This is a genomic window from Leptothoe sp. ISB3NOV94-8A, assembly GCF_043421595.1.
GTDB classification, from domain to species: Bacteria; Cyanobacteriota; Cyanobacteriia; order Phormidesmidales; family Phormidesmidaceae; genus Leptothoe; species Leptothoe turfae.
On sequence record NZ_JAXSQW010000001.1, the window covers coordinates 5,726,679 to 5,746,783 of the forward strand.

Annotated in this window: 13 protein-coding genes; 6 read left to right on the plus strand and 7 right to left on the minus strand. The window is 46.4% G+C overall.

Translation table 11 applies throughout. From position 1 onward, the window contains the following. The first annotated feature begins 108 nt into the window (after nucleotides 1-108). Both SPB21_RS24525 and SPB21_RS24530 read left to right on the plus strand, forming a co-directional pair. Nucleotides 109-2,598: a GH116 family glycosyl hydrolase gene (locus tag SPB21_RS24525; RefSeq protein ID WP_499867910.1), complete on the plus strand. Its 2,490-nt coding sequence runs from the start codon at nucleotides 109-111 to the stop codon at nucleotides 2,596-2,598. A gap of 133 nt (nucleotides 2,599-2,731) precedes the next feature. Further along, nucleotides 2,732-3,031 (plus strand): hypothetical protein, encoded by a 300-nt coding sequence (locus tag SPB21_RS24530; RefSeq protein WP_163666098.1) that lies wholly within the window; start codon nucleotides 2,732-2,734, stop codon nucleotides 3,029-3,031. Nucleotides 3,032-3,196: 165 nt separating this feature from the next. Here SPB21_RS24530 and SPB21_RS24535 read toward each other — a convergent pair whose 3' ends face one another. The 3 genes from SPB21_RS24535 to SPB21_RS24545 all read right to left on the minus strand — a co-directional run bounded on the left by SPB21_RS24535 (nucleotide 3,197) and on the right by SPB21_RS24545 (nucleotide 6,359). Further along, complete coding sequence (locus SPB21_RS24535) at nucleotides 3,197-3,781, minus strand: methylated-DNA--[protein]-cysteine S-methyltransferase (RefSeq protein WP_163666100.1); 585 nt, start codon at nucleotides 3,779-3,781, stop codon at nucleotides 3,197-3,199. A 7-nt stretch (nucleotides 3,782-3,788) separates the two neighbouring features. Then, nucleotides 3,789-5,342 (minus strand): glycosyltransferase family 39 protein, encoded by a 1,554-nt coding sequence (locus SPB21_RS24540; RefSeq protein WP_499867911.1) that lies wholly within the window; start codon nucleotides 5,340-5,342, stop codon nucleotides 3,789-3,791. Between the two features lie 63 nt (nucleotides 5,343-5,405). After that, nucleotides 5,406-6,359, minus strand: a complete 954-nt coding sequence (locus tag SPB21_RS24545) for a homocysteine S-methyltransferase family protein (RefSeq protein ID WP_499059730.1) — start codon at nucleotides 6,357-6,359, stop codon at nucleotides 5,406-5,408. A gap of 180 nt (nucleotides 6,360-6,539) precedes the next feature. On the opposite strand from SPB21_RS24545, the gene SPB21_RS24550 reads away from it, so the two are divergent. Next, complete coding sequence (locus SPB21_RS24550; RefSeq protein WP_163701181.1) at nucleotides 6,540-8,168, plus strand: NAD(P)/FAD-dependent oxidoreductase; 1,629 nt, start codon at nucleotides 6,540-6,542, stop codon at nucleotides 8,166-8,168. Between the two features lie 75 nt (nucleotides 8,169-8,243). On the opposite strand, the gene SPB21_RS24555 is transcribed toward SPB21_RS24550, so the two are convergent. Further along, nucleotides 8,244-9,350 (minus strand): hybrid sensor histidine kinase/response regulator, encoded by a 1,107-nt coding sequence (locus SPB21_RS24555; RefSeq protein ID WP_499059734.1) that lies wholly within the window; start codon nucleotides 9,348-9,350, stop codon nucleotides 8,244-8,246. Nucleotides 9,351-9,563: 213 nt separating this feature from the next. Then, the gene (locus tag SPB21_RS24560; RefSeq protein WP_499867912.1) at nucleotides 9,564-13,898 is read right to left on the minus strand and encodes a PAS domain S-box protein; all 4,335 of its coding nucleotides are present in this window, start codon (nucleotides 13,896-13,898) and stop codon (nucleotides 9,564-9,566) included. A gap of 342 nt (nucleotides 13,899-14,240) precedes the next feature. Between SPB21_RS24560 and SPB21_RS24565 the strand changes: the two genes are divergently transcribed. Then, entirely contained in the window at nucleotides 14,241-14,690 is a 450-nt protein-coding gene (locus tag SPB21_RS24565) for a cupin domain-containing protein (protein ID WP_499867913.1), read from the plus strand. 192 nt (nucleotides 14,691-14,882) lie between these two features. On the opposite strand, the gene SPB21_RS24570 is transcribed toward SPB21_RS24565, so the two are convergent. Then, nucleotides 14,883-15,314, minus strand: coding sequence for an MDR/zinc-dependent alcohol dehydrogenase-like family protein (locus SPB21_RS24570; protein WP_163666115.1), 432 nt, complete (start codon nucleotides 15,312-15,314; stop codon nucleotides 14,883-14,885). Nucleotides 15,315-15,731: 417 nt separating this feature from the next. On the opposite strand from SPB21_RS24570, the gene SPB21_RS24575 reads away from it, so the two are divergent. Both SPB21_RS24575 and SPB21_RS24580 read left to right on the plus strand, forming a co-directional pair. After that, the gene (locus SPB21_RS24575) at nucleotides 15,732-15,968 is read left to right on the plus strand and encodes a hypothetical protein (protein WP_163666117.1); all 237 of its coding nucleotides are present in this window, start codon (nucleotides 15,732-15,734) and stop codon (nucleotides 15,966-15,968) included. A gap of 571 nt (nucleotides 15,969-16,539) precedes the next feature. Further along, nucleotides 16,540-17,880 carry a CmpA/NrtA family ABC transporter substrate-binding protein gene (locus SPB21_RS24580; protein ID WP_163666119.1) on the plus strand — a complete coding sequence of 447 codons (1,341 nt, stop codon included), beginning with the start codon at nucleotides 16,540-16,542 and terminating at the stop codon, nucleotides 17,878-17,880. Nucleotides 17,881-18,345: 465 nt separating this feature from the next. Here SPB21_RS24580 and argS read toward each other — a convergent pair whose 3' ends face one another. Beyond that, nucleotides 18,346-20,100, minus strand: coding sequence for an arginine--tRNA ligase (argS, locus tag SPB21_RS24585; RefSeq protein WP_499867914.1), 1,755 nt, complete (start codon nucleotides 20,098-20,100; stop codon nucleotides 18,346-18,348). Between the last annotated feature and the right edge of the window lie 5 nt (nucleotides 20,101-20,105).

The window sequence follows — 20,105 nt, forward strand, 5'->3', positions numbered from 1 at the left end:
TCGTAACCACGCTCGATTGTGTCCATGTTATAGCGATTCTTTGTAGTATCTATTCCCTATTCCCCACTCCCCCTATAAAATGCTGATTGCTGTTTTTGACGGTAATTTATGCCTGGCCCTGAAATTCCCTCTGTTGCTTGGACTTGGCCCATCGGTGCGCAATGGGAAACGCCCTATATCGTTCGCTACGCTAGCAACTTAGATGATGGCCCTGAGCACGGCATGCCACTGGGGGGGCTGGGGGCTGGCTGCATTGGCCGGGCACCCAACGGCACCTTCAACCTGTGGCATTTAGACGGTGGCGAGCATACCTTTGATCATTTTCCGGCCTGTCAGTTTGCCGTCTATGAGGAAGCAGCTGGTGCCTCGCAGACCTATGCCATGGCAACGACTGGTGATGGGTTAGAGCGTTGGCAATGGTACCCGGCGGGGCAGACAGGAAATGACGATGCCAAGGGAGGCACCTATAAAGCTCTATATCCCCGTAGCTGGTATTCCTATCAAGATGTTTTTAACGCAAACCTGACTTGCGAACAGTTTTCGCCCATATGGCCCGATAACTATCAAGAGAGTAGCTACCCGGTGGCGGTGTTTGTGTGGACAGCCCATAATCCCACTGATCAACCGATTACCTTGAGCATTTTGCTGAGCTGGCAGAACATGGTGAGCTGGTTTACGAACTCTGAGTCTTCGCCAGAAATTCAGCAGCGGGAGGATGGCAGCCCGTTTTATGACTATGTGCCACCGCTGCGACAGAGTGCTGGCAATTTTAATCTGCTAGTCAGCGGTGAGCGGGCCACGGGCATTGTCATGGATGGGGCTTGGACGGAGAGTCCTGGTGAAGGAGATGGCCAATTTTGTATTGCGGTGCCAACCACGGAGGTTATGACTTATCACACCCGTTGGAACCCGGCTGGGGATGGCGGTGATCTGTGGGACAGCTTCGCTGGCCATGGGACGTTAAGTAATGTTGCTGATACAACGTCTGCTGTTAAAGACGAACAGGTGGGTGGTGCGATCGCAATCAAATTCACCCTGGCTCCTGGCGAAACTCAAGAACTGCCCTTTGTCCTGACCTGGGATTTACCCGTAACCGAGTTTGCAAAAGGCAAACTGGCCTATCGACGGTATACAGACTTTTTAGGTAGCGACAGCACTGACTTATCAGGTCGCTCTGGCCGCAATGCCTGGCAGTTAGCCCAAGAGGCGTTAGCCAATTACCCAACCTGGCGACAAAACATTATCGACTGGCAGCAGCCAATTCTCGATCGGCCCGATCTGCCCGATTGGTTCAAGATGGCTCTGTTTAATGAGCTTTACGACATGGCCAGCGGCGGTACGCTCTGGTCGGCAGCTAGTGAAGCTGATCCTGTGGGCCAATTTGGGGTGCTGGAGTGCATAGATTACCGCTGGTACGAAAGTCTGGATGTACGGCTGTACGGTGGTTTCTCAACGCTAATGCTATGGCCCGAACTCGAAAAGGCCATTATCCGAGCTTTTGCCCGGGCTATCCCCACAGAAGATCCCAAAAAGCGCATCATTGGCTATTACTACACGATGGGTGAATCCGAGCATTTGGCTCCACGCAAACTGAAAGGTGCCACCCCTCACGACTTGGGTGCTCCCAATGAGAATCCTTGGATAGCCACAAACTACACCAGCTACCAAGACTGCAATCAGTGGAAGGACTTACCCAGTGACTTTGTACTACAGGTATACCGCGCCTTTGTGCTCACCGGGGGCGATGACCTTGAGTTTCTGGCGGAATGCTGGCCCGCCGTGACTCAGACGTTGCAATATCTCAAGCTGTTTGATCTGGATGGTGACGGTGTCCCTGAAAATGGAGGGGCTCCGGATCAAACCTTTGATGACTGGCAGCTTAAGGGCTTGAGCGCCTACTGTGGCGGACTGTGGCTGGCGGCCCTAGAAGCCGCGATCAAAATGGGTGACCTTTTGCAGCAGCATGGAAAAATTTCTGGCAGCTTTGCCATTGTGAAATCCCAGTATCAGCGCTGGATTAAGCAGGGCAAAATTGTTTATCAAAACAAGCTGTGGACAGGCAGTTTCTATCGTTTAGACTCCGAAAGCAACTCTGATGTGGTGATGGCCGATCAGCTGTGCGGCCAATTTTGTGCACGCCTGATGGATTTGCCGGACATTGTGGACCAAGAGTTTATCAATATTGCCCTCGACACGATTTACGATGCCTGTTTTGTGAAGTTCAATGAGTATGCAGCTAAGCATTCGACACCACAAAATCAAAAATTTGCAGGTTCCCAAACGGGTTTCTTTAGTGCGGCCCAGTTAGGGATGGCCATCGGTGCAGCCAATGGTGTGAAGCCCGATGGTTCGCCAGAAAACCCGGACGACACTCACCAGTTAGAGGTTTGGACCGGCATTAACTTTGGGTTAGCGGCATTTTTGGCTCAGATGGGCAAACGCGATCAAGCCATGGCAATTACAGAAGCGGTGGTGCAGCAAATTTATAACTATGGCTTGCAGTTTCGCACCCCAGAGGCAATTACGGCTATGGGAACGTTTCGGGCCTGTCACTATCTGCGCCCCATGGCTATTTGGGGATTATATGCTCAGCTCTAATTGCGATGGAGCTGGAACCTTAGTAATCTGACTGTGCATCAAGCTTAGGTCTGCTGGAAATTTGTGGATACCTATTGGATTTTTACGGCGGACCCTATTTAAACCAATAAAAGGCCAATAAAAGGAGGATTGTATGGGCGCTTTTTCAGGAGCTAATAACCACAGCACCAGCGGCAATGTAGGTGTGGCCATTATCGCTGGCGTTGGTGGCGATCTGGCATTTCAAGACTTTGCAACAGATGCCGATGGTGAGCTACAGGGATACTTAACCATCGGTGGTGATTTAGCCAAGCAGACGGTTGACTTGGGCACATTGCCTGCAACTGAGGGGGCATTTAATGTGTCATTTCCTGGAGACACCGATATTAGTTTATTTGACACGGTTGTTGTCACGGTGGGCGACGTCAGCGTCGGTACGGCTAGAGTCCCTTAAGTTGACGCATATGTTTCTGACCATAAAGCGGGGCAAAACTTGAGCTATGAGTTGATGGGTGGTGATGCTATTCAAACCCATGGAATACTGGCTGCTGGTGTTTTCCCCGTACTGTTGAAACAGATGAAACAGATAAATTGAAACAGAGAAATCTGTCGATTGTTATTAATTGTTGAACAGAGAAAGTTGTTTTTCTTGGCTTTTCTGTTTGAGTTGAGTGATGTCGAGACCTTCATGCTCTAGGAGCCAGCGTTTACGATCTAATCCGCCTGCGTAGCCTGTTAAATTGCCGTTTGCACCAATGACACGGTGACATGGCAACACAATGGAAATAGGATTCAAACCGTTGGTGGTGCCCACTGCCCTGACTGCCGCTGGATTGCCTAACTGTCGTGCCAGCTCTCCGTAGGACATTACAGTGCCAGCGGGGATAGAGCGTAAAGCTTGCCAAACCTTTGTCTGAAATTTAGTGCCACCAGGGTTAACTGGAATAGGGTCAATGGCAGTGAGATCCCCTGCTAGATAATGACGAATGGGGGTTAATAAATCACGTTCAAGTAGGTTGTAGCATGCACTGCCGAGTTGTAGTTCAACTAAATCAAAGGTGCCATAGCGCTTAGCCAATAGCCGCATCATTCGTTGCTCATATCCCTCGTAGTCAAGGGATACAACTACATTGGCATCGGTGACTAATAAAATAGTGCCAATGGGAGATGCGACTTTGGTGAGGTCTAAGGATTTAGGTGACATGGGAGAGCTACGATGAAAAATCGTATAGACCCACCATAGCACCTGGATATTGTTTCCGTTCTAACGGTGATCCTAATCGGTTCAGCTGCTCTACAATCGCTTCTTCTGATTCGGCTCGTTTGCGCGCCAACAGAATCCACACCCTCTTTTTGTTTTGTAACTCTGTTGTTTTGAGGGTCCTTAATTCCCTATAGTGCTGTTCTAAATCCTCATCAGATACTTTCCAAATGCCAATGTTTTGTAACTGGCTGAGGACAATGTCAGATGTCGGCAGTTCAAAGCGGCGATTATAAAATTTAAACTGTAGCTGTGCTCCTGGCAAAACATAGAGCTTATCCCCTGATTGCCAGTGCGTATCAATATATTCAATCGTTGGTCTCACGTGATCAAAATGCAAACCTGTAGGCACTATCGTAACGCGTAGACCTCGCTGTAACGGCATGAATATCATGGTTATTGCCATGATCAGGCTTATAACGCCCAGGATTCTAGGCTTTTGTTTCCATCTCTCCAACCAAAAAACAATTCCTTCTGACAGAAGGATAAGCGCAAATGGGGTTAAAAATAAGATCAGTCGTTCTCTAAACGGATATTTATGGAGAAAAGCAGCGATTAGAGAAATGATGAATGGGCTGCCAAGGTATAATAGTCGACGTTTAGACCTCCGATACAACAAAATACAGCCAGTCACAAAGGCCACCATGGCAACACCATCTGTGGGACTGGGAAACCCCAAGGGGCGATAAAAGAATCGGCCAAAGGAGTCTAACAACCATACAATATCCCAGAAATTATCGGGGTAGCGGCCTGCCCAGCTATTGGCTAACTCTGTCTCTGACAATGCTTTGCTGATCACCCCAAAGTATAGGCCGACGAAGCTACCTATCCAGACACCATAGAGAGGAATCCGTCGTAGTAAAAATTCTTTTAGAGATTGCCAGGATATTTTCCAGGGTTGAAGGATGAGGATGTTAGCGCCTTCAACACCTGCCAGGATAAAAATACTGGGAAATGAAAGCCAGATGCTGACTATACCCAGCATGCCAGCCATAGATAATTTTCTGAGGCTGGGTTTAAGGGTATCCATGGATATCAGCACCATGAATAACAATAATGCGATCGCAACATCCCAGCTATAGGGTTTGGTTTCAGTCGAAAAGTAGGCGATGTAGCCCAGCACTGAAAATAGCAAAATTGCAATGGGTCGCCCCCATCCTTGCGTAAACTGTTGGGTAAACCGATAAAACAATCCCAGGGACAACAACCCACCCAACAACGGGAATAGCCGTAAAGCAAACTCATGGCTGCCCAATGTATCAATGGCAAATTTCTCAACCCACAGAAACAGGGGTGGGGCGGCCTGGTTGTAATCCAGGGCCTCTAGCAATTCCAGATAGTTGCGGTCCAATAGGTTAAGCCCGAGGGCAACTTCGTCGAACCATAGGGACCGATTGCTAAAGTACTGGCTAAGTCGCATTAAAATCCCTATCCCAAGGCCGAGCAAGGAGGTTACCTCTAGCCAACGTTCCTGGGATAAGGATTTTAGGGTTTTGGTGAGCACGGTGCGTGGTGGATAGATATTGATCTTTGTACTGGTTTACCACGGATATCCTACGCACTGAACTCAACCCACTGAGACTGGACTACAGACTTTGCAGATGGCTTCAATGTGACGGTGGTCGGTACCACAACAGCCCCCCAGTACCGTTAGATGCGGTAGCTGTTGCTTCAGCATGTAGAACCGTTCGCCCAGATCTTGGGGATTGCCTTCATCCAGGGTTTCGGTCTCGTTTAGCTCAGCGTGGCTCATCATGGAGGCATTGGCACGGATGCCGCGAATGCGCTCTACCCAGGCACCTTGATTCAGAATGGCACGGTCAAAGTGAATGGGGTGAGCACAGTTGATCATGTAATAGGCGGGAGCGCTATCAGTGGCTGCATCAACCGTATGAATCGCATCCCGTAGCCCCATGCCATTGGGTAGTGTGCCGTCGGTTTCCACCGTAAAGGAAATGACCACAGGCATTTGAGCGTTTTGGGCCGCGCGGGCGATGCCGATGGCTTCCTCAGGGTAGGTCATGGTAATGGCTGAAACCAGATCCGCTGTAGTGTCGCGGAAACTATCCACCTGGTCCTGATGATAGGACGCAGCCTCAGCCGCACTCATCATGACGTCAAGGCTGTAGCCGTCGGCCCGGGGACCAATGCAGCCGCTAATGATGATGGGGCTTTGGGCAGTGGCGTAGTCATGGCGAGTGGTTTCGAGCAGTGCGATCGCACGTCGATTCACATCTGCTAGCTCAGCAGCACCATAGCCCTGGCGATGACCCCAGTCAGCGTTTGCCCGCCAGGTGGGGCTCTCTAAAACTAAACCCAGGCCATAGGTTTGAGCCAGTTTTCCGTAGATGCTGAAATAGGTCTGCAACGCCTCAGTTCCAAGGGGACGATCCAACAACGTAAATGCTGCAAAGTCTGGCAAATCCCAGCCCTGCTGAAAAATCAGCACGGTTTCGATGCCCCCATCCGTAATAAAGACATCGTCAGACAGCTGGGGCAATGGGTGTCTGTAATAAGCCATAGGGGTTGGCTCCTTAAGTGTGTGCAAGGTTCGGTTAAATTTGATACAAACCTCAGATCGTTATTCCCCAGCGCATTTTGTGATTCTGGTCACGTTCTAGTGGCTGAGCAAAGCGCCATCGCCAGACAACCGTGGCAAAATAGGCAGTGACCCACAGTGACCCACGCCCAATTTCTGTCCATGCTGCGTCTTTCTGAGATCAAGCTGCCCCTCGACCATACGGACGAGGAGCTACAGGCCACTATTCTGAAAAAACTGCGTCTTAAAGCAGCTGACATGGCTAGCTACAAAGTTTTCAAACGTAGCTATGACGCCCGCAGGCGTAGTGAAATTCGGCTGGTGTACATCGTTGACATTGAGACACCAAAACAAAAGCAACTGCTGAACCGATTCAAGAAAGATCCCCATGTGAATCCCACACCGGACACTAGCTATCACTATGTCGCTTCAGCCCCTCAGGGGTTAGAGCATCGACCTGTGGTGATTGGCAATGGACCCTGTGGTATGTTTGCCGGGCTATTGCTGGCCCAGATGGGGTTTAAGCCCATCATTCTGGAGCGGGGCAAGGCGGTGCACGAACGCTCTGTGGATACCTTTGGCTTTTGGAGTAAGGGCAAGTTCAAACCCGAGTCCAATGTTCAGTTTGGCGAAGGTGGGGCAGGTACGTTTTCTGATGGCAAGCTCTACAGCCGGATTAAAGACACAAATCACCATGGTCGTAAAGTCTTGCAAGAGTTGGTGAATGCTGGCGCTGTGCCAGAAATTCTGTACATCAATAAGCCCCACATCGGCACCTATCGGCTAGTCAAGATTGTGGAGAATCTGCGCAATACTATTCTCTCTCTTGGTGGAGACGTGCGATTTGAGACCCGCGTAGACGATTTTGATATCGAAGACCGTCAGATGCGGGGGGTGATCCTGGCCAATGGTGACTATATTCGTACTGACCATGTTGTCCTGGCGGTGGGACACAGTGCGCGTGACACCTTTGAAATGCTGCATCGACGCGGTGTCTATATTGAACCTAAGCCGTTCTCCATTGGTTTTCGTGTAGAGCATCCTCAGCCGCTGATTGATGAATGTCGTTTTGGTGAACAGGCTGGCCATCCAATCCTGGGGGCTGCCGACTATAAGCTGGTGCATCACTGCAGCAATGGTCGTTCAGTTTACAGTTTTTGTATGTGCCCAGGGGGCCAGGTTGTTGCGGCCACATCAGAAACTGGTCGTGTTGTTACCAACGGCATGAGCCAATACGAACGCAGCGGTAAAAATGCCAACAGCGGTATTGTTGTTGGCATCACTCCAGAAGAGGATTATCCAGATGGTCCTCTTGCAGGTATCGCCTTACAACGGGAATTAGAGTCCCGTGCGTTTGAGTTGGGTGGCAGCACCTATAAGGCCCCAAGTCAGTTGGTGGGAGACTTTCTTGCAGGTGAGCCTTCCACACAGCTAGGGAATGTTAAACCCACCTATCGACCTGGCGTGCATCTATGTGATCTCAGTACAAGCCTGCCAGACTACGCCATTGAGGCGATTCGTGAAGCTTTGCCTGTCTTTGATAAAAAGATAAAAGGCTTTGCTATGCATGACGCGGTGCTAACAGGTGTGGAAACGCGCACATCATCACCGATTCGCATTAAGCGTGGAGATGATTTTCAAAGTCTTAATACCAAGGGGCTATATCCGGCTGGAGAGGGTGCAGGATATGCGGGAGGAATTCTCTCGGCTGGTGTTGATGGTATTAAGGTTGCTGAAGCTGTTGCTCTGAGTATTGTGGAGAAAGCTGCTTGTTTTGCGGGGGGAGGCTAATACTTTAGACGTGAGCTATGCGGCATGGAGCAGTCGGTAAAGTTTGTCATTGTGTTGAATTCTCTTTTATGAGATTTATTGATCTTTTCTCGCTAGAGCTGGTTGTAGTGGAAGTGTTATATAGATCGTAGTACTAACTGTGGGTTGACTATTAATCATTAATGTTCCGCCTTGAAGTTCAGCAATATACTTAGCAATTACCAATCCCAAACCAAGGCCTTGCTGCTCATATATTGAGCGCTCTAATTGGTTATAAGCCGCTATTTCGTTGATTTGGTCTGAGGTCATACCACGACCATAATCTTGAATGATCAAAATCATTTGGCCACTTTCCCAGCGATTACTAATGATGACCTCATCACCATTCTCAGAAAACTTAAAAGCGTTATCAATCAGTTCCTCCAGTAACTTCTCATAAAAGAAGGAGGAAATTGTTATGTTGCCAGATTGAAGTTTAAGGCGAAGATCAGCTTGGCGATTTAATTTGGTTGCGGTTCGTTTGGCAATTTCCTCAATCACAGGAGAGGCTGCTAGGTTAGTGGCTTGTTTGCAAAAGTTACTCGGTTTCGCTGAGTGTATAGTTAATTCTACTAGCTCGATATAGACCAAAAATTTAGTAATGGTGACCAAGAGACGTTCGCCAGCAGCTAGAATTTCATTGCTGAGTTCTTGCACCTCGGGGTCGGGCATTGTACTTAAGATTTCAGCAAAACCAATGATTCCATTGAGAGGTGTATTGAGTTCATGGGGAATGGAGCGAGCGATATTAGCGCTTAATGTGTTCAGTTGTGCCTGTGATTGTTGAAATTGTAATTCTCTTTTGCCCAGTCTTGTATGAATACAATCTAATAAGTCTTCAATTTTAACAGGTTTGGTTAAATAATCATCGGCTCCCAAATTCATTCCTTCACGGATATTGAGCCGATGGGATTTCGCGGTTAGAAAAATAAACGGTATGGTTGCGGTTGAACGATTGTTCTTTAATATTCGCAAGACCTGATTGCCATCGAGCACTGGCATCATAACGTCACAAAGGATAATATCTGGCAGTGTTTTCTTTGCGATTTCAATGCCCTCTAAGCCATTGGCAGCTACTAGAGCATCAAAGTTACTCAGTTTCAAAATGCGTTGTAAGCTGGATCGAATCTTTTCTTCATCTTCAATAATTAGAATTTTTGTCATGATGAATTCTCTGGTAGTAAGTTCGTTGTGTTGCTGAACCAGCTCAAGATGAAGCTACTTTAGGAGGATACATAGAAGGTGAGAGTAAATAACATGTTTGACAAGAATCTCAACTCATCTAATCTATTCAAATTTCTCATGTTGATTGTGATAGATAACTCCTATAAATTGGTGATTCCTCTGATGTTTCTTAAACCTTCTAAAGCTGTGGGGTCATCTATGGCATGAATCGAGCTCCTGCCATTGGCTAGGAATTGTGATTGTAAAACAACTGCCTTGTCCAAGGGTACTTTGAACGTTGATTTTGCCTTGGTGAATATTGACGAGATGTTTCACAATGGACAGTCCCAGACCTGTCCCTGGACGTGTTCCAACGTTGGTGGCACGGTGAAAGGGCTCAAATAAATATTTCTGATCTTCTTTAGGAATTCCTATCCCTTTATCAATGACTCTAAACTGAATAGTGTCAGGTAAAAGCTCTAACTGAAAAATTATTTTGCTACCTTCGGGAGAATACTTAATGGCATTGGTTAGTAAGTTGGTCAGACTTTGTTGCAGAATCTTACTGTCTACTGGAGCATAATAGCTATGTTTTTGTAAGTGGGAGCGGGCATCTTGTACCACAAATTCGACGTGATGCTTTGGTGAACTCAGGCTAATTGTTTGCCCTAGTTGTTGGCTAAACTCAACAACATCTAGAGGGGTAGTTTTAAGCTGAATCTGATACGATTCAGCTTTGCTGACCACCAAAACCTCATCAATTAGCTCAGTCATATGATCGACATAGTTCAAGATGGTGTCTAAACATTGTTGTTGTTCGGTTTCATTGAGTTTGTTGCCAAATAGTTTTAACAGTTCTGCATTATTTGAAATTACGGTTAGAGGAGTTCGAAACTCATGGGAAGTGTTGGATACGAAGCGGGATTTCATTTCATTAAGCTCTCGTTCCCGCTCTAGCGATTTGATGATTTCAATTTCTACTTTTTTGCGATCGCTAATGTCCATGTTAATGCCAATTACGCGTTGATGTTCTCCTTTGTTATTAGGCTGGACTAACCCATTGGCTTTAATGTGTCGCACCTGACCATTAGGATGAATCACCCGAAATTCGATATCCATTTCTTTTTGCTCTTGAATGGCTTTTTCAAATTTAGCCTGTGCTTCTGCAAGATCGTTTGGATGAACCCGATTTGACCAATCAGTAAAATGTCCTGTGAATTCCTCTGGTGGAATGCCATAGAGTTCGCACATTCGACTATCCCAGGCCAACTGCTCGTTGATAAGATCCCATTCCCAAATGCCAAGACCACCAGATTTAACAGCTAAACTCAAACGTGTTGAAAGATTATAGAGTTGTGCTTCATTTCTTTTACGTTCACTAATATTGCGAAAAATCCCACGGGTATAAACTGTCTGATGATCAACGATGCGGCAGTTGACGTTGCCTTCAACTTCAATGACATGACCATTTTTAGTAACAAAACTAATTTCGACTTGCTCAAGCTTTTGTAATTGCCCTGTTTTTAGCTGTTGTATCAACGTTAAATAGTGTTCCTGATAATCTGGATGCAAAACATCCAGGATTGTGATGTGTTCTAAATCTTGGGCCGTATATCCCAATGTTTCCAACCAAGATCTGTTGACAAATTCGAACGAACCATCGGCGAGTGAGACACTCTGAATCATGTCATTAGCACTGTCAAAAATATCTTGCAATTGGTCCTGACTCTTGAGTAATAGGTCTGCAAGGGCTTGTCGTCGTTTGATTTCGGTTTGTAAATGTTCAACAGTTTTAGCTAAGGTTGTTGTGCGATCAGCAACCCGTTGTTCTAGTTCGCTAGTCAGTATCTGGAGTTGTCGGGCTGTTTGATAGCGTTCCAGCTCTGCACCAGCTCGGGCTCCAAAAATCTTGAGTAAATTGATCATCCATTGGTGATTCCTTAAAGGACGATCATGCATGATACATAGATTGCCAATGGAGGTGCCTGCACTATTACGCAGGGCAATGCCAAGGTAACTTTCTGCGTTTAAGCTGCTATACAGTTCACTTTCTGGATAAACACTGAGCAGTGAATCAGGTTGATGATATTGTCCTTGTTGAAGTGCTTGAATACAGCAAGGAAACTGTTCGTCCGGGTAAGCATCAATCGTTTGTAAGTGACCATCCGCACAAAATGCCAGGATTTCAAAACCATCTGATGTCGCCTCGGATATGCCTGCATACCGTACATCTAGAGCTGCGGTAATGTGTTGAACTAACTCCTGGAAAAAGTCGTGTTCTGTAACAGCTGCAGTACCTTCAACAATCTGACGCAATGATGCTTCTGTTTGATATTGTTTCTGTTCTGCAAGTTTACGTTTACTAATATCGCGAACAATGACTAGAACCTCTGTTGGGTTAATGGCGATAATCCGGGCTTCTTGCCAGCGTAGTTCTCCTCCAATATCAATTTCAAATTCATAGATTTGTACCTCGCCAGTTTCTAATGCCTGATATACATAAACCATGCGTTGTTGGGCGAGTTCTAACGGTAGCAGGTCATAAATGTTGACCCCACTATAGGCGAGGTCAGGCTGAATAAATCGAACTTCGTCAGACATTACCAGGTCGAGATAGTTACCTTCTGCATCCTGACGTATCATTAAATCTGGAATGACCTCAACTAATGCCCGATAGCGATTTTCACTAGCTTGCAAGGCAGCTTGTGCTTGCTGTTTTTCTGTGATGTCAGCTGCCATTGCGATGGCAATTCGCCGACCATCAGGGAGGTTGCCGAGTGAGGCTGAACTGAAATTCCAGATGCGCTGTTGCCCATCATGGGTCGTAATGGTAAAGTCTCCTTCTTCCAAACGAGATTTCAAACTGTACTGTTGAGAAACTATATTGCCCATCACACTGGCGGCCTGCTCACTATAGGCCCGCTCTATCCAGGCTTGGGTGGTGGGAATATCTGTGTGGGTATAGCCTGTAAGTTCTGTCCAGGTTGAGTTAATTTGTAAGACTTCGCCATCCTCGGCATGGATCATGATCGGTACCGGAGCGTCTGCGATTGCCCGTCGGAACCGTTGTTCGCTCTCACGTAGGTCCAATTCTGCCTGTTTGCGATCGCTAACATCTATCAGACTACCGACATAACTGCTAACCTTGCCTGCCATGCAACATTTTGGCTGGGCTTGTCCATAGACCCACTTCACTAAGCCATCGGACAATTGTAATCGAAACTCTTGCTGCCAGGATTGACCCATTTGCACGGCTTGTTGCCAGGTGGTTAGCACATTTAGGCGATCCTCTGGGTAAATCCCTTGTACCCAACCCTGACCTAAGGTTTCCTGACGGGAGATGCCAGTGAGTTCTGTCCAATATTCATTAATGTAAATGCACGCTCCAAAAATATCAGTTTGAAAGATGATTACAGGAATGATGGCAGCTAATGAGACATAGTGCTGATCACTCTCATAGAAGCAAAGTTCTGTTTGTTGATAAGTCGCTAATTCACAGTGCGCTGCTTGTGGCCGTTCAGTATTGTGTGATTCTAGTAATTGCAACTTTTCAGTTTCCAGGCACTCGACCTGTTGCTGTAGCATACTGATCACGTCGACCATTTTTTCTGGATTCAAGACCTTGAACATTGTTGTTTGGGTCAAAATTCCAGCCAGACGACCATCTCCATGGATAATGACCAGATATGTAATCCGACGTTCAGCCATAAGCTGATGCGCCTGCCATAGGTTAAGGTTAGGTGACGTACAAAAGGCGGGATGGCTCATCACGCTTTGGGCAGGGAGATGAGAAAAATCCAATGACAATGCCTGGGATTGAACAATATCGCCTTCGGTAATAATGCCAATGGGAAACGTCTGCTCCTCAATAGTGTTGGTAATGACGATACAACTGACCTGATGTTGACTCATCAACTGGGCAATTGATTCTAAGGTCGTGGTTGGTGGAGCCTGAATGACATCACCAGTCATGGTGTCTACTGCTTGGTGTAGGCGTAATAAATTACTAATTTGCGGAGACTGGCGCAGCCCTTCACGGGTCACAATACCAACTAATCTGTCATCGTGATCAACGATAGGTAAGTGGCGAATACGGTGCTGTTTTAAGAGATTAACTGCGGCAAATAAGTCGTTGGCCTGTGTTTGATTGACGGCGATGAGCGGAGACGTCATCACTGTTTCAACGGTTTGCTCTGCAATCACTGTTCCCCGTGCCGCTAAACGCACAAGATCACGCTCAGTCACGATACCAATGGGTTTACCGTTGTCTAGGATCACGGCACAGCTTAGTACCAATGGGGGGAACTCAGGGGAGTCTTGATAGGACGAATTTTCAGGTGGTCTATGGGAGGGATTATTGGCAGGGAGGGCACAGTTTAGATCACAGGTTTGACGATCATGACTCATTAAGGCAACAACTTTGCTTAATGCTGTTTGTTTGCTGACCGTTAAGGGGTATCTTGTTGCCGCACCTGTGCAGTGCACTATTTCATTTGAAGCACTCCGGTTCGTAATGTCTCTAGAATCACTGGGAGTACCAACAGTCATTCTCAACACCTCAAAGAATTCACTAACTGAACTCTCCTTCTTATGGAAGAAGATTATCTGACCATGATCCTATTCACTATCTTTAAGTATTATTCCCTGATACTGGTGGCGTATCTCTAGGACGTAGCAGCAATGCATGGATAGCGTTTTATAGGCAAGTCTAATGTTGCCTCGTTTCAGCGAATGTAATCAGGGAGCGGCGCTAACCAGTGCTAAGGGTGGGTGCATATGCTCGTCTGTTTGTGAGTTTTGCACACAGGGCTGATGATAGTGACGTCACGGTTGCTAGAGTAGTCCTGAGTATCCACTTACGTATACAGCATTAGATTTCTATGTTTGCCCATGAAATATACTGACCTGTTAGACCATCCTGAAGGTGGTCGTTATCTTGAGGTCTACCGTTCTGCAACGATAGTTACCGCCACTGACAAAACGAGAACTGCCCTTACCCATATTTATTTTTCTCTGGAGCCCTATGAGGTCAGTCGCTTTCATCGTGTAAGCAATGACGAGGTGTGGAACCTTTATCAGGGGGAAGGAGTGTTTTTGTACCAATGGGACGGTTGTGCATCCACCATTGATGCCATTGAACTCTCAGCGAAGTCCATGAATTTCTGCCATGTGATTCCAGCGGGCTACTGGCAGGCTGCTGTTCCTATCAAAGATCGCGTGCTTGTAGGGTGCTCGGTTGCGCCTGGATTTGAGTTTGAAGACTTTGAGTTAATCGTGCCGGATTCAGGGACTGCTCAAGCATTGCTAAGGCTTGAGCCAGGTTTGTCTAAGTTGGTGTAGATCAGTCAATGCCAGGTAATTATGAAGAGGCTAAAGGACCCTCTCTGATGGTTACTATGGCAGATCTTGCCGCAGCAGAAATGGCTTTTAATGCCCTGGCAGAAAGATGCTTGATTGTTTGGGTATGTGAGGGATAGCGGCAGTGAAGTTCTTGTTGAAGTAGATAAACGATCACTGCCGTTGTGCTAAAAACTACTGCTGGCCATACTCTTCAATAGGGCCATTGTAGTCTAAGGTGATTGTGCGATCGCTACCAGTACCTTGCACCGTCACAATGCTGACAGTTGTATATTCTTCTGAAAGAACAACGTCAGTTGGGTCGCCCCCTCTGATGGTGAAGCGCCATGTTTCTGGGGCAATTACTTCGCAGGGAGATTCGATTGCAGCGCCATGCATAGCGCGTTCAGCACGATAATAATTTAAGCCACCGTTCGTGAACTCTGCCATTTGCCGAGCTTCATTCTTGGCGGCGTTCAGTGCTATCTGCTCTGCTTGTGTTGTAGAAGAGCAGGCTGTTTCAGTGGAAGCTTGCACGTCTACAGCTGGAACCTGGGCATTAGCCGCTCCTGTGATACCGAGAACTGTGCTTAAGATTAAGCTAGAAGATAGGATAATTCGCTTCATAGCAGGATTTTTCTGAAGATAGGGACCTGCTACAGGATACATCCTATACAAATTAAATCCGCACTGTTATCCATAGCTTTTATTTTTAAGTTACGTAGCAAGTTTTCAGCCCAGTTAAACCATTTGATTAGGAGAAAGCGAGGGTATCGTGAACCCTACTTTAATGATAGTGATCGCTTATACGCAGATTTGCATATGAATATTTGACATTCCTTGTTCATCACTTGCATCTTATTAAGGTAGGCGCAACTCACAACAAAAGTGTCTCATTTGTCCAATCTTTATACTTCACCTTCAGAATTGTTGTTTTCAAGTGTAATCCCTGCCTATGGTTGACTTAGTAAGCTCTTGTCATCTTGTTGAACTTCTCAATGGTTGAGATTTACGTTACTACATTATTATTTGGGAGAACTGGTAATGAGAAAACTGGGAGAATCTATTGCAGAACCCTGGATTGTTCACGTATATGGGCAAAATCGTAAGCTTCTGTGGGTCTTTGATGCGTCCCACGGCTGGCTGTTTTTCTTAGGCTGTTGTACAGGTTTGTTATTATCTATTGCTCATTTTAATCTCGCGCGCCCACCTGCAACGCCTACACCCATGTCTGATAATTACAGTAATCAAAAGCATACGCCCGCTTGGCAGGTGGACTAGTCGCATTGCTTCTACGTTTGGGAAAGGATAGATATTTCTCTTTTGTTTGCGATCGCGCACTGGAAAATATTTCAATTTTAAGGACAGGGAGTTGCCGCTCATTCCTGTCCTTTTTTTGACTGTGCAAGAGCTTACCTACTGATAATTCGTAGTTTTAGAGGGTAAAATCTTTTGTTCTCATAGATTAGAGTCTATTTTATTCGCGGTGGTACCTTTATTTTTCTATAATCAAACAAAAAGTGTTTGTATTGATCCATAAGCAAACCTTGTAATTGAGTTTTAACAATTTATTTGTGATTAATGCGAACAGAGGTTGTTTTTTGATGGTTTAAGTATAGAATTATGTATATCAAAGATTTAAATCTCATAGATTTAGATCTATTCAATAGCGGTTGTTAGTAGTACATACTTCATTGAGCTGTTGGTGGCTAGTTGCAATCTGATTGTCGGGTGCCCTTACTGATCTGTTAAAGGCTCTTGCAGCCTTTGCATATGTGTTTATTTAAGGATTTTTGGATCTGTTCAAATGTCGAACATATTGTCCAAGGTTGTTGGATAAAAGGAGGTGTTGATGACGGATTTTACTAAAAGGGTCTCTCGTCGGAAATTTTTGTACACTACAGGTGCATCAACAGCAGGTGCCGTGCTGCTAAAAAGCTGTGTCGGTAATCCCTCCTCAGAAACAGCTAACGTGCCTGTTCCTGTAGCCATAAGAGATGCCCCAGAAACGACTGCTGTCAAACTCGGGTATATTCCTATTGTGGAATCAGCAGCGATGATTATCGCTCAAGAGAAGGGATTTTTTGCTAAATATGGGATGACTGATGTAGAACTCTCTAAGCAAGCGACCTGGGCCGCAGCAAGGAATAACGTCACAATTGGTTCAGAAGGGGGTGGTATTGACGGTGGTCAGTGGCAGATGCCCATGCCTCATTTAATTAGTGAAGGGATTATCACCAATGGGCAAAAAGTGCCCATGTATGTTTTGGCCCAGCTTAATACTCAGGGCAATGGTATTGCTATTTCCGGTATCCATGAAGGGCAAGGCTTAGGTGTGGATATCTCGGGAGCAGCTGACTATATTAAGAGTTTTCCCAGCAATGAAGGTCGTAAATTTAAGGCCGCCCATACGTTCCCCAATGTAAATCAAGACTTCTGGATTCGTTACTGGTTTGCGGCTGGAGGAGTAGACCCTGATAACGATATTGATTTATTGACTGTACCCCCTGTTGAGACAGTAAAAGGGCTGCGTAATGGTACGATGGATGCTTTTAGTACCGGTGATCCATGGCCTTATCGTATTGTTGCTGACAAGATTGGCTTTATGTCTTGTCTCACCCATGAATTATGGGAATTTCATCCGGAAGAGTATCTGGCACTGCGGGCGGACTGGGTTGATGGTAATCCCAACGCCACAAAGGCATTGCTAAAAGGTCTGATGGAAGCACAGCAATGGTCTGATGATCCAGCGAATCGTCCTGAGCTAGTGCGGATTTGTTCTGGTCGTAATTATTTCAACGTCTCGGTGGATATTCTAACGCCCCCTTATGAAGGTGGCTATGCGATGGGTGATGCTAAGGCAGATTTTAAGGATGTCAATGTGGGTCCCCTTTACTGGACTGACCCCAGAGGTAATGTCTCATATCCATACAAGAGTCATGATCTGTGGTTTTTGACTGAGATGTTACGCTGGGGATTCCATCAGAATTTCATTAGTGATTTTGATACGATTCAGCGGATCATTGATCAGGTGAATCGGGAAGATATTTGGCGAGAAGCAGCCCAGGAAGCTGGATTTGACGGTATTCCCAGTGACATGTCCCGTGGTGTTGAAACCTTTTTTGACGGCATTAAGTTTGATCCTACTAATCCTCAAGCTTATTTGGATAGTTTGACAATCAAGCGGATCTAATGGGTGTCTGAAGTCTCTTAAAACCAGCATTTAGACTGGGAGATTTTTGTTTTACGTGTTCTATAGTCAACCAGGGAGATAATTTAATCATGATGGTTAATCAGATGCGACTGCATATCTCAATAGTTTGTTATTGTGGCGCGACTTTATTGTTGCATAGGTAATTACAGAGGAACAGTAATTGAGTGAAACATCTGTTTAGGTAAGTGGCCTAGCATCCAGCTGAATATAAAGAATTTACCCTCCCTCTGGGTTTGCAAAGTTTGGGGAGAAGCGTCTCCTAGAAGCACCGGACTCCATAACTTCTCCCCTTTTCTCATGTCCTGCTGTTAGGTTGTTCTATGAAGAACCTGAAACAACAGAACAGCTTCGATAGGTGAAACTACAGACACCACGGAAGATTGCGACTGTATTACTCACGGGACTTGCCTATTTAGCCCCCTGTTTGATATCTGTACATACAGGCTACATGCGTTCCAATACTGGAATGCCCAGGAGTGAAAGTCCTAGTTTAAGGGTACGAGCTGTCAGATCACACAGCATTAAGCGCGAAGTCCGCTGCGGTTCTTCTGCCTGTAGCACTGAGCATCGATCATAGAATTGGTTAAACTTTTGGCTGAGTTCAAATAGATACTGACACAATCGGTTGGGGTATAGATCTCGCGCTACTTCCATCACGGTTGTGTCAAGTTCTAATAGATGTTTGGCTAGGGTCAGTTCTGAGTCATCCTCCAGCAAAATAGGGGCATCGCCTAACTGAGTAAAGTCGATGTTGCCCTTGCGACTAATGCCCTGGACTCTTACATAGGCATAGAGCATGTAAGGAGCTGTATTTCCCTGGAGGGCCAGCATTTTATCAAAGCTGAAAATGTAATCACTGGTGCGGTTTTGACTGAGGTCGGCATACTTAACGGCACCGATACCCACAGCCGTAGACACCGTCTGGATAAACTCTGCCGATTCGTCCCGGTTTTCCTCGGTAATTCGTGTTTGTAAATCTTTTTCTGCTCGGGTGACAGCTTCATCTAGCAGGGACTTAAGCTTAACGGTTTCACCGGAACGGGTTTTCAGTTTTTTACCATCTTCTCCTTTAACCAGGCCAAAGGGGACATGCACTAGGTCCACACCTGCGGGGATCCAATGGGCACGATTGGCTACTTGGAAGACTTGGGCAAAGTGGTTTGCCTGTCCTGCATCGGTAATGTAGATGACTCGCTGGGCTTTTTCGTCGATGGTGCGTTGGCGGATAGCGGCAAGGTCAGTGGTGGCGTAGTTAAAACCGCCATCAGACTTTTGCACAATCAATGGTTGAGGATTACCATCTTTATTGGTAAATCCTTCTAGGAAAACAACCTGGGCACCCTGGTCTTCTTCTAACAAGTTAAGAGACTTAAGATCTTTGGCAACATTTTCAAGTAAGGGATTATAAAAAGATTCTCCTCGCTCTTGAATGGTAATGTCTAAGCGATCATAAATCTTTTGAAACTCTTTTCGGGATTGTTCACAGAGGAGCTGCCATGCTTTTCGGGCATTTTCTTCTCCGGACTGGAGATCAACAACGGCTTCACGAGACGTGGTTTTAAAGTCTTCATCGTCGTCAAAGCGCTTTTTGGCTTGTTTGTAAAACTCTACCAAATCACCGATATCCACTGAGGATGATTCGGTGATCGCTTCAGGGCATACATCCCTCAGATGGGTGATCAGCATGCCAAACTGGGTGCCCCAGTCGCCCACGTGGTTTAAGCGCAATACATCGTGACCAAGAAATTCTAGGGTGCGGGCGATACATTCGCCAATGATGGTGGAGCGCAGGTGGCCCACGTGCATTTCTTTGGCGATGTTGGGGCTAGAGAAATCAACAATGGTCCGCTGAACTGGGTCGGCAGTGGGGACGCCCAGGCGATCGTCTGTATAAACCGTTTTGAGCTGTGCTTGCAGGTACTCGGTTTTGAACTTGAGGTTGATAAAACCAGGCCCAGCAATTTGGGGCTCTTCGCAAAGGTCGTCGAGGGTGAGGTTTGCGACAATTTTGGTTGCGATCGCACGCGGCTTGTCTTTCAATCGCTTGGCCAGTGACATGGCCACATTAGCTTGGTAGTCACCAAATTTAGGATTATTCGTCGGCACCAGGACCGGATCGGTACCTTCCAAATCGGGGCCAAAAGCACTCACAAGGGCTGTTTGCAGGCGATGTTTTAGATCGTCGAGGGTGGATAACATGGACA

Bases quoted from the DNA above. Each gene is read 5' to 3' on its own strand.
- SPB21_RS24525 (WP_499867910.1), top strand. From the start codon at position 109: ATGCCTGGCCCTGAAATTCCCTCTGTTGCTTGGACTTGGCCCATCGGT.
- SPB21_RS24530 (WP_163666098.1), top strand. From the start codon at position 2,732: ATGGGCGCTTTTTCAGGAGCTAATAACCACAGCACCAGCGGCAATGTA.
- SPB21_RS24535 (WP_163666100.1), bottom strand. From the start codon at position 3,781: ATGTCACCTAAATCCTTAGACCTCACCAAAGTCGCATCTCCCATTGGC.
- SPB21_RS24545 (WP_499059730.1), bottom strand. From the start codon at position 6,359: ATGGCTTATTACAGACACCCATTGCCCCAGCTGTCTGACGATGTCTTT.
- SPB21_RS24550 (WP_163701181.1), top strand. From the start codon at position 6,540: ATGCTGCGTCTTTCTGAGATCAAGCTGCCCCTCGACCATACGGACGAG.
- SPB21_RS24555 (WP_499059734.1), bottom strand. From the start codon at position 9,350: ATGACAAAAATTCTAATTATTGAAGATGAAGAAAAGATTCGATCCAGC.
- SPB21_RS24560 (WP_499867912.1), bottom strand. From the start codon at position 13,898: ATGACTGTTGGTACTCCCAGTGATTCTAGAGACATTACGAACCGGAGT.
- SPB21_RS24565 (WP_499867913.1), top strand. From the start codon at position 14,241: ATGAAATATACTGACCTGTTAGACCATCCTGAAGGTGGTCGTTATCTT.
- SPB21_RS24570 (WP_163666115.1), bottom strand. From the start codon at position 15,314: ATGAAGCGAATTATCCTATCTTCTAGCTTAATCTTAAGCACAGTTCTC.
- SPB21_RS24575 (WP_163666117.1), top strand. From the start codon at position 15,732: ATGAGAAAACTGGGAGAATCTATTGCAGAACCCTGGATTGTTCACGTA.
- SPB21_RS24580 (WP_163666119.1), top strand. From the start codon at position 16,540: ATGACGGATTTTACTAAAAGGGTCTCTCGTCGGAAATTTTTGTACACT.
- argS (WP_499867914.1), bottom strand. From the start codon at position 20,100: ATGTTATCCACCCTCGACGATCTAAAACATCGCCTGCAAACAGCCCTT.